The sequence below is a fragment of the Micromonospora sp. NPDC007271 genome, from assembly GCF_040634005.1.
In the GTDB taxonomy this organism is placed as follows: domain Bacteria; phylum Actinomycetota; class Actinomycetes; order Mycobacteriales; family Micromonosporaceae; genus Micromonospora.
Map to the genome: position 1 here is coordinate 49,181 of NZ_JBEYER010000004.1, position 13,412 is coordinate 62,592.

Annotated in this window: 13 protein-coding genes and 2 tRNA genes; 9 read left to right on the forward strand and 6 right to left on the reverse strand. The window is 72.9% G+C overall.

Going from position 1 to position 13,412, the window contains the following annotated elements:
* Positions 1-49: 49 nt before the first annotated feature.
* From ABZ570_RS02795 to ABZ570_RS02810, 4 genes are all read right to left on the reverse strand, one after another.
* Positions 50-1,129, reverse strand: coding sequence for a hypothetical protein (locus ABZ570_RS02795; RefSeq protein ID WP_358056053.1), 1,080 nt, complete (start codon positions 1,127-1,129; stop codon positions 50-52).
* Positions 1,126-1,692 carry an RNA polymerase sigma factor gene (locus ABZ570_RS02800; protein WP_358056055.1) on the reverse strand — a complete coding sequence of 189 codons (567 nt, stop codon included), beginning with the start codon at positions 1,690-1,692 and terminating at the stop codon, positions 1,126-1,128. Before ABZ570_RS02800 ends, ABZ570_RS02795 begins: the two co-directional genes overlap by 4 nt.
* A gap of 205 nt (positions 1,693-1,897) precedes the next feature.
* Complete coding sequence (locus ABZ570_RS02805; RefSeq protein WP_358056057.1) at positions 1,898-2,068, reverse strand: hypothetical protein; 171 nt, start codon at positions 2,066-2,068, stop codon at positions 1,898-1,900.
* A gap of 67 nt (positions 2,069-2,135) precedes the next feature.
* On the reverse strand, positions 2,136-2,822 hold the full coding sequence (locus ABZ570_RS02810) for a hypothetical protein (protein WP_358056059.1): 687 nt from the start codon (positions 2,820-2,822) through the stop codon (positions 2,136-2,138).
* Positions 2,823-3,243: 421 nt separating this feature from the next.
* Between ABZ570_RS02810 and ABZ570_RS02815 the strand changes: the two genes are divergently transcribed.
* The 6 genes from ABZ570_RS02815 to ABZ570_RS02840 all read left to right on the forward strand — a co-directional run bounded on the left by ABZ570_RS02815 (position 3,244) and on the right by ABZ570_RS02840 (position 8,013).
* Positions 3,244-3,316, forward strand: a tRNA-Asp gene (locus tag ABZ570_RS02815).
* A gap of 10 nt (positions 3,317-3,326) precedes the next feature.
* A tRNA-Ser gene (locus ABZ570_RS02820) sits at positions 3,327-3,400 on the forward strand.
* A 25-nt stretch (positions 3,401-3,425) separates the two neighbouring features.
* Entirely contained in the window at positions 3,426-4,796 is a 1,371-nt protein-coding gene (locus ABZ570_RS02825; protein ID WP_358056061.1) for an SDR family NAD(P)-dependent oxidoreductase, read from the forward strand.
* 108 nt (positions 4,797-4,904) lie between these two features.
* A complete protein-coding gene (locus tag ABZ570_RS02830) occupies positions 4,905-6,002 on the forward strand; it encodes a winged helix DNA-binding domain-containing protein (protein ID WP_358056063.1) in 1,098 nt (365 codons plus the stop codon).
* 59 nt (positions 6,003-6,061) lie between these two features.
* The gene (locus ABZ570_RS02835; RefSeq protein WP_358056065.1) at positions 6,062-7,102 is read left to right on the forward strand and encodes a hypothetical protein; all 1,041 of its coding nucleotides are present in this window, start codon (positions 6,062-6,064) and stop codon (positions 7,100-7,102) included.
* A gap of 14 nt (positions 7,103-7,116) precedes the next feature.
* The gene (locus ABZ570_RS02840; RefSeq protein ID WP_358056067.1) at positions 7,117-8,013 is read left to right on the forward strand and encodes a helix-turn-helix domain-containing GNAT family N-acetyltransferase; all 897 of its coding nucleotides are present in this window, start codon (positions 7,117-7,119) and stop codon (positions 8,011-8,013) included.
* 22 nt (positions 8,014-8,035) lie between these two features.
* Here the strand turns inward: ABZ570_RS02840 and ABZ570_RS02845 are convergent, their stop codons facing one another.
* Both ABZ570_RS02845 and ABZ570_RS02850 read right to left on the reverse strand, forming a co-directional pair.
* On the reverse strand, positions 8,036-8,611 hold the full coding sequence (locus ABZ570_RS02845) for an NTP transferase domain-containing protein (protein ID WP_358056069.1): 576 nt from the start codon (positions 8,609-8,611) through the stop codon (positions 8,036-8,038).
* Entirely contained in the window at positions 8,608-9,711 is a 1,104-nt protein-coding gene (locus ABZ570_RS02850) for an XdhC family protein (RefSeq protein WP_358056071.1), read from the reverse strand. The genes ABZ570_RS02845 and ABZ570_RS02850 overlap by 4 nt, the downstream gene beginning before the upstream one ends.
* 78 nt (positions 9,712-9,789) lie before the next feature.
* Between ABZ570_RS02850 and ABZ570_RS02855 the strand changes: the two genes are divergently transcribed.
* Genes ABZ570_RS02855 through ABZ570_RS02865 form a run of 3 tightly spaced genes read left to right on the forward strand, consistent with a single transcriptional unit; the run spans position 9,790 to position 13,411 of the window.
* Positions 9,790-10,335, forward strand: coding sequence for a 2Fe-2S iron-sulfur cluster-binding protein (locus tag ABZ570_RS02855; RefSeq protein ID WP_358056073.1), 546 nt, complete (start codon positions 9,790-9,792; stop codon positions 10,333-10,335).
* A complete protein-coding gene (locus ABZ570_RS02860) occupies positions 10,332-11,318 on the forward strand; it encodes a xanthine dehydrogenase family protein subunit M (RefSeq protein WP_358056075.1) in 987 nt (328 codons plus the stop codon). Before ABZ570_RS02855 ends, ABZ570_RS02860 begins: the two co-directional genes overlap by 4 nt.
* On the forward strand, positions 11,315-13,411 hold the full coding sequence (locus ABZ570_RS02865; RefSeq protein WP_358056077.1) for a xanthine dehydrogenase family protein molybdopterin-binding subunit: 2,097 nt from the start codon (positions 11,315-11,317) through the stop codon (positions 13,409-13,411). The genes ABZ570_RS02860 and ABZ570_RS02865 overlap by 4 nt, the downstream gene beginning before the upstream one ends.
* The last annotated feature ends 1 nt before the right edge of the window (position 13,412 follow it).

A 13,412-nucleotide genomic window follows, 5' to 3' on the forward strand; every position in this document is an offset into this window, starting at 1 on the left:
TCGCCCGGTCAGCCGGCGCTCCGTGGCACCGGCTGCACCCACGTCACGTTCAGCAGCCCAGGGCCTGCCCGTACGTGGGCGGCGGGTTGCCGGCGGCTACCTTGTCCGCGGTCTCCCAGAACACCTCCGGCCAGTCACCCTCGTCGTTCATCTCGTGCAGCACCTTCCAGTTGTGGCTGCTGCGCAACGCGTCGGCGGCCCGTTGGAGGGCGGCGTCGTCGCCGGCCTTCTTCGCACGCAGCCATTCGGCAATCCACCCGCAGCCAACGCGGCTGGTCACCCCGGCGCCGAACTGGTAGGCGTCGTTGGTGCCGAGGTCGGTCAGCGCGGCGGTGTCGAAGCCGGGAGGAAGCGGCACGTCCGCGAGCACCTTGGCCGCCTCCTCCGCTACGCGTCCCGGAGTGACGATCTCCGCCGGGAGCGCGGCCAGCCAGGTACGGGCGTCGACCTGGACCACGTGGCCAAGAACCCGATCGAACTCGCTACGCGTCCAACCACCCCCGGTCCGCAGTTCGACGAAGGAACCGTCGCGGGGCCGGAGCATCACCGCGAAGTCGTCCGCGGCGTACCGGAAAAGGTCGCCTTGCCAGCCGTCGACCTCTACCGGCTCCGGATTGCTGACCTGGAGCCGGTCCTTGTAGCGGTCTTCGTACCCTTCGGCCGGGTACCAGTTCATCTCCAGCTCCCGCCCGCCCTTGCTGAACCTGATGGTGCCCGCCTTCTCGGCGAACCCGTAGACGGTGGTTGCCTTCCAGCCGGGCTGGTCGATCAGCAGCCGCGGGTTCTGCTCGGCCGCTTTGAGCTCCATCGCCGAGTAGGTTCTCGCTGCGTCAGAGGTGATGCCGGTCGCCGGGGACGTCTGGCGGCCTTCGGGCTGATCGGCATTCAGGATCGAGACGGTGAAGACACCGGCGAGAATGGCGGCCGCGACGCTCGCGCCGGCGAGGACGCTCATCAGGCCGCGGCGCGCCCGGAAGCGGTTGCCTGGCGGCTCGGCGACGCGATCGAGGATCGGCACGGACATGATCTCCTCCAGGAGGTTCTGCGCGGCCCCGTCGAGGCGCCGGATGACATCCGGCCGGTAGGGGTCGGCGTCTCGCACCATCCGGTCGAGGTGCTCGTCGGTCATCTGCCCTCCTCTGGGGTCGGTACGGCCATGACGTCGAGTACATGTCCGGGTGGGCCGTGGTCGTCACCAACGAGATCTCGCAACCGAGCCCGGGCACGCGACAGCCGGGTACGGACCGCAGCCGAGCTCACCTGAAGTACCGCGGCGACCTCCCGCGGCTCCAGGCCCTCCCAGAAGGTCAGCATCAACACCTCCCGGTCCAACTCGCCCAGCCGGGCCAGCGCGGCCTGGACCGTGAGCCGTTCGGGCACCTCGCTGCCCGGGTCGACGCCGACGGCGGCCCTCAGCCGGTGCCGCAACCGTTCGCCCAGCCGTTCCCGGCGCGCTCCGCCGCGGTGGTGGTTGGCCAGCACCCGCCGGGCCACGCCGAACAGCCACAGCCGGACCTCGGCCTCGGGCGGCAGCTCACGGCTGCGCCGCCAGGCGACGAGGAAGACCTCGGCGACCACGTCGGCCGCATCCTCGGGTTGCTCGACCCGCCGCATGGCGTAGGCCAGAAGCGGCTGGAAGTTGCCCGCGTAGACGCGCCGGAAGCGGTCCTCGTGCTCAGTCCCGGAGCTCACGTCTGTCCCATGTCCGGTCAAGCGCCCATCGTGACAGGCCGATCCAGAATCGCCGCGCTTTGTCCGCGCCAGGGAAGGCTCCTGCTCGGCGAAAGAAGTCCTCCCGACCATCGATCGCATGCCATTGCCCGGTCCGGAGGCCGCCTGGTTCCTGCACCGACCCGCGGATGCCTGGACCGGCCTGGCCCTGCTGCATCCTGATCCGTCACCCGCCATGCTGGTCGGCCTGGACGCCGAGCGAATCGTGCTGCGACCGTTCGCCGGGCGCGACCTCGCCGGTTTCAGCCCGGCAGGCGACCGCTACCTGGCCATGGCGCTTGACGGCTTCCTGTCCGTCCGCGACGTCACCACCGACACCGTTATCCCAGACCGACACCTCGAAGACCTGCCAGACGCGCCCTTGAGCCCCGCGAGCTGGCGATACCTGCGCCGAGTCGGGGGGTCTACTCGTACCAGAGCCCGGGGAGGCCGCCGCGGGTGGACGTTGGCTGGGCGCCGTCCGGGATGACGGCGGTGTCGAGGTCACCCCGCACGTGCACGTACAGCTCGGGCGCGGGGAGCCCTTCGACCTGAACCCAGCCCCGACCGCGGACGTGACCAGCCGCGATGAGATCCCTCTTCCTACCCCTCGGGGCAAGCCGGTCGTCCCACGCCTGGCAGAGCGTTTCGTCGGTGTCCGCGAACGCGTACCGGGCAGCGTAGGCGTTGCGGTCGTCGTTCAGCCACACGTACAGCAGTACGGGTCTGCGCAGCGCGGCGATGAACCAGTCCGCGGCTGCCTGGCCCAGCTGCTCCACTGCGCCAGTGAGGTCGAGCGCCCATGCGGACGGCACATCCGGGAGGGTGTAGAGCTCACTGTGCAATCGATCGCCCTGCACTCGATCGCCGGTCAGATGCACCCCGACATCGACGAGGATGCGGCCGGCGTCCACCAGCGATACGGCGACCAGCAGGGAACTCTCGTCCTCGGGCCGGCTGACCAGGCTCGAGATGCCGTCCGACGCCCAGGGCTCGGTCCGCTCCCGAATCACAGAGACGAAGGCCTCCTCCTCGTCGGTGAACGTCCAGAAGTCCTCCGGGTTGTCGCCGTGACCCGGCCGCTCGATCTCGAACCAGTACACCACTGACACGTTCCTATCCTTCCGCGCCGGCGTAGGCGCGCAGCGCCTCGTAGGTGGTCGGCAGGCCGTGGACAGCAAGGTTGGCGAGCAGGTGAATGACTTCGTGCCGGGCCGGCGTGGTGGGGTCGGCCACCAGCTCCAGCAGGAACGGGACCGCGTGGGCGGTGGCTGCCCTGATGGAGGATGTTGCCGTACAGCTCGTACATCGCCGCGCTGCGGACCTCGCCGTCCGGTGACCGCAGGTCACGGATGAGGCCGGGAACGTCCTCGGCGCTGCCGTACGCGTGCGTCAACGACGCCCAGTCGATGCTGCTCAGGTCACGTTGCACGCGCTGGGTTCTCCACCACGCGAGCCCGGCGTGGGGTAACCCGATCTGCCGGGGCGTGCGGACGGGTGGTTGATCAGGACCGCTAGGATCCCGGACCGGTGGGACCTGTAGCGCAGGGGTAGTCGCGCCGCCCTGTCACGGCGGAGGATGCCGGTTCGAGTCCGGTCGGGTCCCACCCTGCCGGGTGGCGGTAGCGCAGAGGTCGACGCGCCGCACTGCTCATGCGGAGGACGCCGGTTCGAATCCGGCCCGTCCACCTCCGGCCGGGTGAGGGTAAGGGGCGATGAACGGCGACGAGGTCGAAGCGGCGTTGCGGGTGCTCGGCGAGGTCCGGGCGCTACCCGTCGACGACCCGGTTCGCCAGCGGGTGCAGCGCGCGGTTGACGGGTTGGTCAAGGATGCTCAGCGGCAGCGGCGGGCCAACCGCCGCCGGCAGACCGCGGCCGCCGACCGGGCTGTCGTCGCCGGTGCGGCCACCGGCGCCGTGGAGCGAGTCGAGGGTACGCCGGTGCCCGACCCGGTCGAGGTGCCGGCCGATGCGGACGGGGTTGGCCGGACCCGCCGGGAGCGCCGGTGTTACGTCTGCCGCGGCCGGTTCCGTACTGTCGATGTCTTCTACCACGCGCTCTGCCCCACCTGCGCGAAGCTGCACCAGCGGCGCCGGAAGGCCGGCACCGACCTGTCCGGTCGACGTGCGGTGGTGACCGGCGGCCGAGTCAAGATCGGCTATCAGGTGGCGTTGAAGTTGCTGCGGGACGGCGCTGCGGTCACGGTGGTGACCCGCTTCCCGGCAGATGCCGCCCGTCGCTACGCCCGGGAACCGGATGCCGGCAAGTGGCTGGCGTCGCTGCGGGTGGTCGGCGCAGACCTGCGGGATCCGCGTCAGGTGCTGGAGCTGGCGGAGCGGTTGGCCGAGGGCGGCCGCCGGCTGGACATTCTGGTCAACAACGCGGCTCAGACGGTGCGCCGGCCAATGTGGGCGTACCAGCCGTTGGTGGCGGCAGAGCTGATCGCTGCTCCTCGGGAGGTGGCTGTCGAGTCGGTGGCCGGTTACCGGCCCGATGCCCCGCCGCCGGAGTGGACCGCGGCCCTCGCCGCCGTCGACGACACATCCCGGCGACAGCTTGCGTCCATCACCGACGCCACCGGCGCACTGGTTGTCCCCGGGGTCGAAAACTCCTGGACCGCCCGGATCGGCGCCATCGACCCGGTGGAGCTGCTCGAAGTGCAGCTGGTGAACGTGGTGGCGCCATTTCTGCTCGTTGACCGGCTCCGTCCGGCGCTGACCGCACCTGGCCCCGGCCACCGGTACGTGGTGAACGTGACCGGGCGGGAGGGCTGGTTCGGTGGGGGTGGTGCGGGGCCCGACCGGCACCCGCACACCTCTGTCAGCAAGGCGGCGCTGAACATGCTGACCCGGGTGGCCGCGGCCGAGCTGGCCCGACACCACGTGTACATGTGTGCGGTCGACACCGGGTGGATCACGGACGAGAATCCGGCCCTCATCAAGGCGCGCCGGGCGGCTGCCGGCTGGCGACCGCCGCTGGACGTGGTCGACGCGGCGGCGCGGATCTACGATCCGATCATCCGCGGCGAGGCTGGCGCCCCGCTGCACGGCGTGCTGCTCAAGGACTACGCCGTCGTCCCGTGGTAGGCACTTCCGCCGGCAGCGGTGTCTGCCCGACCGGGTCCCGATCGCGATCGGGAAGGATGTCGGTGGGCCCGCCTATGCTGGCCGTCCACCGACGACGGGAGGGCGGCCGTGCCCGTACGGCTCACCGGCGCTGAGGCGCTCGCACTGCGGATGACCAGTCTGCTGCTGCGCCCACACCCGCAGGGCCGCCCCGACAGCGTGGCCGGCGTCGTCGAGTGGTTCGGCGCCATGCAGGCCCAGGACGTGGCCAGCGGCCTGTGGTCGCTCGGCGTACGCCTGCCCGGGCGCACCCAGGCCGACGTGCAGGCGGCGCTGGAGCGGCGGGAGGCACTGCGGACCTGGCCGATGCGCGGCACGGTCCACCTCGTGCCGTCCCGCGACGCCCACTGGATGCTGGCGGTGACCGGCGTGCGCACCCTGGCCGGCGCCGCCACCCGCCGCGCCCAGCTCGGGCTCACCGAGGTCGACGCCGACCGCGCCGCCGACGTGCTCGGTACGGCGTTGGCCGGCGGCGGCCGGCTCACCCGCGCCCAGTGCCTGGCCACGCTCAACGCCGCCGGCATCGACACGGCCGGGCAGCGCGGCTACCACCTGCTCTGGTACGCCGCCCAGCGCGGCGTCACCTGCATCGCCCCGCACGTCGGCACCGAGCAGACGTTCGCCCTGCTCGACGAGTGGGTGCCCGACCCGCACCGCCCGGACCGGGACGAGGCGCTCGGCCTGCTCGCCCTGCGCTACGTGCGCAGCCACGGCCCGGTCACCCGGCACGACCTGGCTCGCTGGACGGGCCTGACCGTCACCGACGCCAAACGAGGCCTCGCGGCGGCCGGCGACGCCCTCGCCACCGTGGAGGTCGACGGCACCGAGGCCGTGGTCGACGCCGCCCTGCTCGACGCGCCGCGCGAGCCGGTCGACGACGTGCACACGCTGCCCGGCTTCGACGAATACCTGCTCGGCTTCAAGGACCGCACGCTGATGCTCGATCCGGCGCACGCCGCGGCTGTCGTCCCCGGCGGCAACGGCGTCTTTCAGCCGACCGTGGTCCGCGGCGGCCGGGTGGTCGGCACCTGGAAGCGGACCATCGGCAAGACGGCCGTCACGGTGACCGTGCACCCGCTGACCCCGTTCGATGACACGCTGCGGTCACGCGTCGACTCGGCCCTCGCCGACTACGCCCGCTACCTCGGCCTGCCGCTGCGCCGCTGACCAGGGACGGCGGCTGCTGCGGGCCCGGCTCCGGCTGGCGGATCTCATCGCGGAGTTGTGTGTGGAACCTGCGTGGGCGGGCCGTCGTCTCACCCGCGTTGACCGCACCTGACGACGTGGGGGTTGCCATGACGGTCCGAGCAGCGGCATGTGTGGTCGGCCTTGCGTTGGCGGTGGCCGGCTGCGCCCGCACGGCGCCGGCCGGCGATGGTACGGCGGGGTCGCCGCGCCTCCCAGGGGCGCTCACGGTTCACTCGCACTGGGAGTCGTGCGACGCTGCCACGGCCATGACCGTCGTCGAGCCCGACGACAGCCAGGCGGGTCTCTCGCTGCCCCGGATCGATGAGGGGTTCCAGCCGGTGGCCGCGGTCGTATGCCGGGTCGAGCCTCAGCAGCGACCCAGCGGCGGCTCGGACCTGGTCGCGGTGGAGGAGCGGGCGGATGACGTGGCCACGCTGATGGTGGCCCTACGGCTGCCCGACGAGAAGCCGACGAACGGGGCCTGCACCGAGGAAATGCCGTTCGTCCCCTGGCTGGCACTCCTGGATGCACAGGGCCGATGGGTACGACCGGGCATTCCCACCGACGCTTGTCGCAAGCCACGCCGGGAGTTCCGCGCCGCGTACGGACAGTTGACGACCAGGCGGGTCACGACGCGTGTGCTGCGCGAAATCGAGTCGGACAAGGCCGTGGCCAGCGGATGCAGCCAGCGGTGGGCGGACATGGTGTGGGTGGCGGGCCAGTCCGGCGGTGCCCAGCACGACATCCCGGCTTCCCTGGCCGCCGATGGCACGGAGGTCCGCGTCTGCGTCTATCGGGTTCCCGCGAGCGAACAGGGCAGCGGGAAGCCAGCTGGTGAGTTCGAGTCGGGCGGCAAGCTCTCCGCCAGCCAGTGGACGGCGGTCAAGCACGAACTGACAACCGCCGCTCCGGCCTCCGTGTGCAGCACGCCGAGCAGCCGCTTCGCGGTGTTGCACCTGCCCACCGGGCTGGTCTACGCGGAGGCCGACGGCTGCCGGCGGGTGCTGATCGAGGCCGGTGCCGGCCCGAGCGTCATGCGACAGGGTACGCCCAGACTGTTGTCTCTTCTCAATACCTGACTAAAGTCAGGTGTATGAACTCGGAACTCATCGCCGCAGTGCGGCGGTTCAACCGGACGGTCACCCAGCGGGTGGGCGCGCTCGACGACGAGTACATGGCCCGCGGACGGCCTCTCGCACAGGCACGTCTGCTGTGGGAGATCGGCCCCGGCGGCGCCGAGGTCGCGGCGCTGCGGGCGCGGCTCGGGATGGACTCGGGGTACCTGAGCCGACTGCTACGCACCCTCGAAGGCGACGGGCTCGTCACCGTCGGCCCGGCCGATCAGATCGGCGGCGACGGACGGGTACGGGCCGCCTCGCTCACCGCAGCCGGGGAGGCCGAGTGGTCCGAACTCGACAAGCGCTCCGACGACCTCGCCTGGTCGATCCTCAAACCGCTCACCGAGCAACGCCGCGAACGGCTCGCCGCGGCGATGGCCGAGGTCGAACGGCTGCTCATCTCGTCGATGGTCGTCATCGAGCCGTGCCCACCGAGCGACCCGCGGGCCCGGGCCTGCGTGCGGGCCTACGCCCGCGACATCACGCGACGGTTCGACGACGGATTCGACCCGGCACTTAGCAACCCGGTCCACGACGAGGAACTGGTCCCGCCCGCCGGTGTGTTCCTGCTCGCCACCCTCAACGCCGAGCCCGTCGCCTGCGGGGCGGTCAAGCTCCATCGCGACGCACCCGCCGAGATCAAACGCGTCTGGGTGGCGGACACCGTGCGCGGGCTCGGGATCGGGCGGCGGATGCTGAGCGAGCTGGAACGATACGCCGCCGAGCGGGGCTGGGCCGCCGTCCGGCTGGACACCAATCGCAACCTCACCGAGGCGATCGCGATGTACCGCTCGGCCGGCTACCACGAGATCGAGCCATACAACACCGAGCGCTACGCCCACCACTGGTTCGAGAAACACCTCGCATCTTGACGGCCCGCCCGTGCGCCACTGCTTACCCTTCGTGACGCTGGGCTCGGGTCAGGTCGGTTGGGGTGTCCACGTCGGCGGGTGACCCGTCGCACGGCACCCGGGCCACCAGGTCGGCCCGGGCCCGGAGGAAGTCGCGGGCGCCCCGGTCCCCCGTCGCGTAGGGCGTGAGCAGCGGCCAGGCGGCGCGGCTGAGCAGCACCGGGTGGCCGGCCCGGCCGGCGTAGGTGGCGACGGCCACGCTGGCGCCGGCCGCGTACGCCGCGCGCACCCGGCGCACCGCGGCCGGGGTCAGCCAGGGCTGGTCGACGAGCACCACGACGGCCGCGTCGGCGGTGCCCGGGAGGGAGTCCAGGCCCCGCAGCAGCGAGCCACCGAGGCCGTCGCGCCAGCGCGGGTTGACCACCAGCACCGCACCGGGCAGCGCGGGAAGCCGGTCGGCGCCCGCGCCGACCACGACGTGCACCGGGTCGCAACCGCCGGACCGCAGCAGCCGGACGGCCCGCCGGACCAGCGGCTCGCCGTCCCACTCGAGAAGCGCTTTCGGCCGGCCGAGCCGGCGTCCGGCCCCGGCGGCGAGCAGCAGCCCGGCCACCGTCATCGGGTCGCCGCCGGGGACCGGCTGGCCGGGCGGGCGGCGTGGATCGGGCCGTCCAGCGCAAACAGCGGCCGGCCGGTGCCGCCGTGGCGCCACGCGACCACCTCCGCGGCGATCGCCAGCGCCGTCTCGGCCGGGCTGCGTCCACGGAGGTCGAGCCCGGCCGGCGCGCGTAGCCGGGCCAGGTGGGCCTCGGGCACCCCGTCGGCGCGCAGCCGGGCCAGGCGGGCCTGGTGCGCGGGGCGGCTGCCGAGCACGGCGAGGTAGCCGGCCGGGGTGGACAGGGCCGTGCGCAGCAGCGGGATCTCGTAGCGGGGATCGTGGCCGAGCAGACAGAGCACCGTGTCCGGGGTGACCGGGGTGGCGGCCAGCAGGCGGTGCGGCCAGGCCCGGTGCACCTCGTGCGCGTCGGGTGCCCGGGCGACGGTGGCGAACGCGGGTCGGGGGTCGCAGACGACGACCCGGTAGCCGAGGTCCGCGCCGATCCGGGCGAGCGCCGCGGCGACGGCGGTGGCACCGAACAGCAGCATCCGTGGCGCGGCCGGCGCCACCTGGAACAGTATCCGCACGCCAGGGCGTTCGCCGTAGCGCAGCACGGTGGCACCGGCGGGCAACCCGATCGCCTGGGCGGCAGCCCAGCCGTCCAGGTCCGCGGCGCCCAGCGTGCCCTCGATCTGATCGTGCTGGATCACCAGTTCGGCGGCGAAGGGCGCCCGGCCGCCCACCACGGTCGCGACGGTGACCGGGTCGGGGCCGGCGAGTGCGGCGAGGGAGCGTGCGGTGGGGCCGTCGGGGGTCACCCGGCGCAGCAGCACCTCCACGGTCCCGGCGCAGCCGGGCCGGGCCGGCCAGGGACCGTCGTCGGCCACGGAATAGCGGGCCAGCCGGGCCCGGCCGGTGCGCAGGGTCTCTGCCGCCGCGTCGAGCACGGCCGACTCGACGCAGCCGGCCGGGATGCCTCCGCGCACGTCGCCGGTGGGGTCCACGGCGAGCAGGTCACCGGGGCCGGTGGCGCTGCCCGCGCTGCTGGTCAGCACGGTCGCCAGGCCGAAGGGAATCCTCCGCCGCCGCCAGTCGTGGGCCGCGACCAGGACCTCGCGCATGCCGCTCCACCGATCACCAGTTTCAGGCTTATGCCCGTATTTGTCAGTAGATGTCGTGGTCAACGGTAGTCTGGCCCGGTGCGCAGCGGGAGGCAGAGGGGGAAACCAGCGGACGGTGACTGGTCGTCCCGCGTCACCCTCACCGTCAACGGCGTCGAGCACGACCTGACGCTGGACAACCGGACCACCCTGCTGGACGCCCTGCGGGAACGGCTCGGCCTGACCGGCAGCAAGAAGGGCTGCGACCACGGCCAGTGCGGCTCGTGCACCACACTGCTGGACGGCCGGCGGGTCAAGAGCTGCCTGATCCTGGCCGTGACACTGGACGGCCGGACGGTGGTCACCGTGGAGGGGCTCGCTGGCCCCGAGGGCCTCGCCCCCATCCAGGCCGCCTTCATCGCCCACGACGCCTACCAGTGCGGCTACTGCACCCCCGGGCAGCTCTGCTCCGCGCAGGGCATGCTCGACGAGGTTTCCCGCGACTGGCCGAGCGCGGTGACCGAGGACCTGACCGCACCCGCGCAGCTGACCGACCCGGAGATCCGGGAACGAATGAGCGGCAACCTGTGCCGCTGTGCGGCGTACCCGAACATCGTGGCCGCGGTCCGCGAGGCAGCCCGGTGAGGCCCTTCCGCTACCACCGGCCCACCGAGGTGGCCGAGGCCGTCGCTCAGCTCGACGCCGAGCCGGACGCGGCGTACCTGGCCGGCGGCACCAACCTCGTGGACCTGATGAAGCTCGGTGTGCAACGGCCGAACCTGCTGATCGACGTGACCCGGCTGCCGCTGGACACCGTGGAGCCGCTGCCCGACGGCGGAGTACGCATCGGCGCGAACGTACGTAACAGCGACCTCGCCGCCCACCCGGTCATCCGGCGGGACTACCCGGTGCTCGCCCGGGCGCTGCTCGCCGCCGCCTCCGGTCAACTGCGCAACATGGCCACCACCGGTGGCAACCTGCTGCAACGCACCCGCTGCGCCTACTTCCAGGACACGTCGAAGGCGTGCAACAAGCGGGAACCCGGCACCGGCTGCGCGGCCCGGCACGGCCAGAACCGCGACCTGGCCGTGCTCGGCTGGTCCGAGCACTGCGTGGCCACCCACCCGTCCGACATGGCGGTCGCCCTGGTCGCGCTCGACGCCGTGGTCGAAGCGTACGCGCCGGACGGCCCCCGGGAGATCCCCCTCACCCAACTGCACCGGGAGCCCGGCGACCGACCCGAGCAGGAGACCACCCTGCCCCGGGGCACACTGATCACGGGCGTACGCCTGCCGCCGTCGCCGCTCGCCCGCCGGTCGGCGTACCACAAGGCACGCGACCGGGCGTCGTTCGCCTTCGCCCTCGGCTCGGTGGCCGCCGCCCTGGACCTGGCCGGCGGCGTGGTCCGCGACGTCCGGCTGGCGTACGGGGCGGTGGCGCACCGCCCGTGGCGGGCCCACCGAGCGGAGGAGACCCTGCGCGGCCGGCCGTTCACCCCCGAGCTGGCCGCCCACGCCGCCGACGTCGAACTCGCCGCCGCCCGTCCGCTGGAACACAACGCCTTCAAGGTGCCGCTGATCCGCAACCTCACCGTACGGGCGCTGACCGAACTGGCGGGACGGCCATGAGCACCATGATGGGTGTGGCGCACACCCGGCTGGAGGGCCGGGAGAAGGTGACCGGAGCCGCCCGGTACGCCGTCGAGTTCCCGGCCGACGACGTGACCTACGGCTGGGCGGTGCCGGCAAGCGTCACCCGGGGCCGGATCACCCGCATCGACCCCGCTCCCGCGCTGGCCGTGCCCGGGGTGCTCGACGTGCTGCACCACGGCCACGCACCGCGGCTGGTGCCCGGCGTCGACGCCACCCTGTTCCTGCTGCAGGAGCCAGCCGTGCACTACCGGGGCGAACTGATCGCCGTCGTGGTGGCCGAGACCCTGGAAGCGGCCCGGGAGGGCGCCCGGCTGGTCCGCATCGACTACGACACCGAGCCGCACAGCACCGTGCTGACCGAACACCACCCGGGCCTGTACCGGCCGGACAAGGTCAACCCCGGCTACCCGCCGGATACCGCCGACGGGGACTTCGACGCCGGGTTCGCCGCCGCCCAGATCCGCGTCGACGCCACCTACCGCACCCCGGCGTACCACAACAACCCGATGGAGCCGCACGCCACCACCGCCCGGTGGCAGGACGGTCGGCTGCTGGTGCACGACTCCAACCAGGGCTCGTCCCCGGTGCAGTCCGCCCTCGCGGAGCTGTTCGGGCTGCCCCGGGAGGCGGTCCGGGTGGTCACCGAACACGTCGGCGGCGGTTTCGGCAGCAAGGGGTACGCCAAGGCGCCCGTGGTGCTCGCCGCGCTCGCCGCCCGGCAGGTGGGCCGGCCGGTCCGGCTCGCCCTCACCCGGCAGCAGCTCTTCGGCCCGATCGGCTACCGCACCCCCACCATCCAGCGGGTCCGGCTCGGTGCGGATCCCGACGGGCGGATCAGCGCGGTCTGCCACGACGCGATCAGCCAGACCTCGACGATCTACGAGTTCGCCGAACAGAGCGCCGTCTACGCCCGCAGCATGTACGCGGGCCGGCACCGGCGCACCACCCACCGCCTGGTGCGGCTGGACGTGCCGACCCCGTTCTGGATGCGCGCCCCCGGCGAGTGCCCCGGCGCGTACGCGCTGGAATCCGCGATGGACGAGCTGGCGACCGCGTGCGGCGTCGACCCGGTCGAGCTGCGGATCCGCAACGACACCGCCGTCGACCCCGACCAGGGGCAGCCGTTCAGCAGCCGGGACCTGGTCGCCTGCCTGCGCGAGGGGGCCCACCGGTTCGGCTGGGCCGACCGCGACCCGACTCCCGGCGTCCGGCGCGACGGGCGGTGGCTGGTGGGCACCGGGGTCGCCGGGTCCAACTACCCGGCCCGCGCCCGGGCCGCCGCCGCGACGGCCACCGCCGCCCCGGACGGCACCTTCGAGGTACGGATCAACGCCACCGACATCGGCACCGGCGCCCGCACCGCCCTCTGGCAGGTGGCCGCCGACGCCCTGGCGGTGCCCGGCGACCGGGTGACGATCCGGATCGGCGACAGCGCGCTGCCCCCGGCCGGCGTGGCCGGCGGCTCGATGGGCACCGCCTCCTGGAGCTGGGCGATCATCCGCGCCTGCGAGGGGCTGCGCGACCGGATCCGGAACTCGCCCGGCGGCACGGTGCCGGCCGAGGGGCTGACCGTCGAGGTGAGCACCGCCGACGAGATCCGGGCACAGCCGCCCCGGCCCCGGTACGCCTACGGCGCCTACTTCGTCGAGGTGCGGATCGACGTCGACACCGGCGAGATCCGCCTCGACCGGATGCTCGGGGTCTTCGCCGCCGGCCGGATCGTGAACCCGACCACCGCCCGCAGCCAGTTCATCGGCGGCATGACCATGGGCGTGTCGATGGCGCTGCACGAGGAGGGCCTGCTCGACGAGCGGTACGGCGACTGGGTCAACCACGACCTCGCCACCTACCACATCAGCACCTGCGCCGATGTCGACCGGATCGAGGCGTACTGGCTGCCGGAGGAGGACGCCGACCTGAACCCGGCCGGAGTGAAGGGGATCGGTGAGATCGGCATCGTGGGCAGCGCCGCGGCCGTCACCAACGCGGTGCACCACGCGACCGGCATCCGGATCCGCGACCTGCCCGTCCGGCTGGACAAGCTGCTGGAGCGGCTGCCGGCACGCTGAG

Bases quoted from the DNA above. Each gene is read 5' to 3' on its own strand.
- ABZ570_RS02795 (WP_358056053.1), bottom strand. From the start codon at position 1,129: ATGACCGACGAGCACCTCGACCGGATGGTGCGAGACGCCGACCCCTAC.
- ABZ570_RS02825 (WP_358056061.1), top strand. From the start codon at position 3,426: ATGAACGGCGACGAGGTCGAAGCGGCGTTGCGGGTGCTCGGCGAGGTC.
- ABZ570_RS02840 (WP_358056067.1), top strand. From the start codon at position 7,117: ATGAACTCGGAACTCATCGCCGCAGTGCGGCGGTTCAACCGGACGGTC.
- ABZ570_RS02845 (WP_358056069.1), bottom strand. From the start codon at position 8,611: ATGACGGTGGCCGGGCTGCTGCTCGCCGCCGGGGCCGGACGCCGGCTC.
- ABZ570_RS02850 (WP_358056071.1), bottom strand. From the start codon at position 9,711: ATGCGCGAGGTCCTGGTCGCGGCCCACGACTGGCGGCGGCGGAGGATT.
- ABZ570_RS02865 (WP_358056077.1), top strand. From the start codon at position 11,315: ATGAGCACCATGATGGGTGTGGCGCACACCCGGCTGGAGGGCCGGGAG.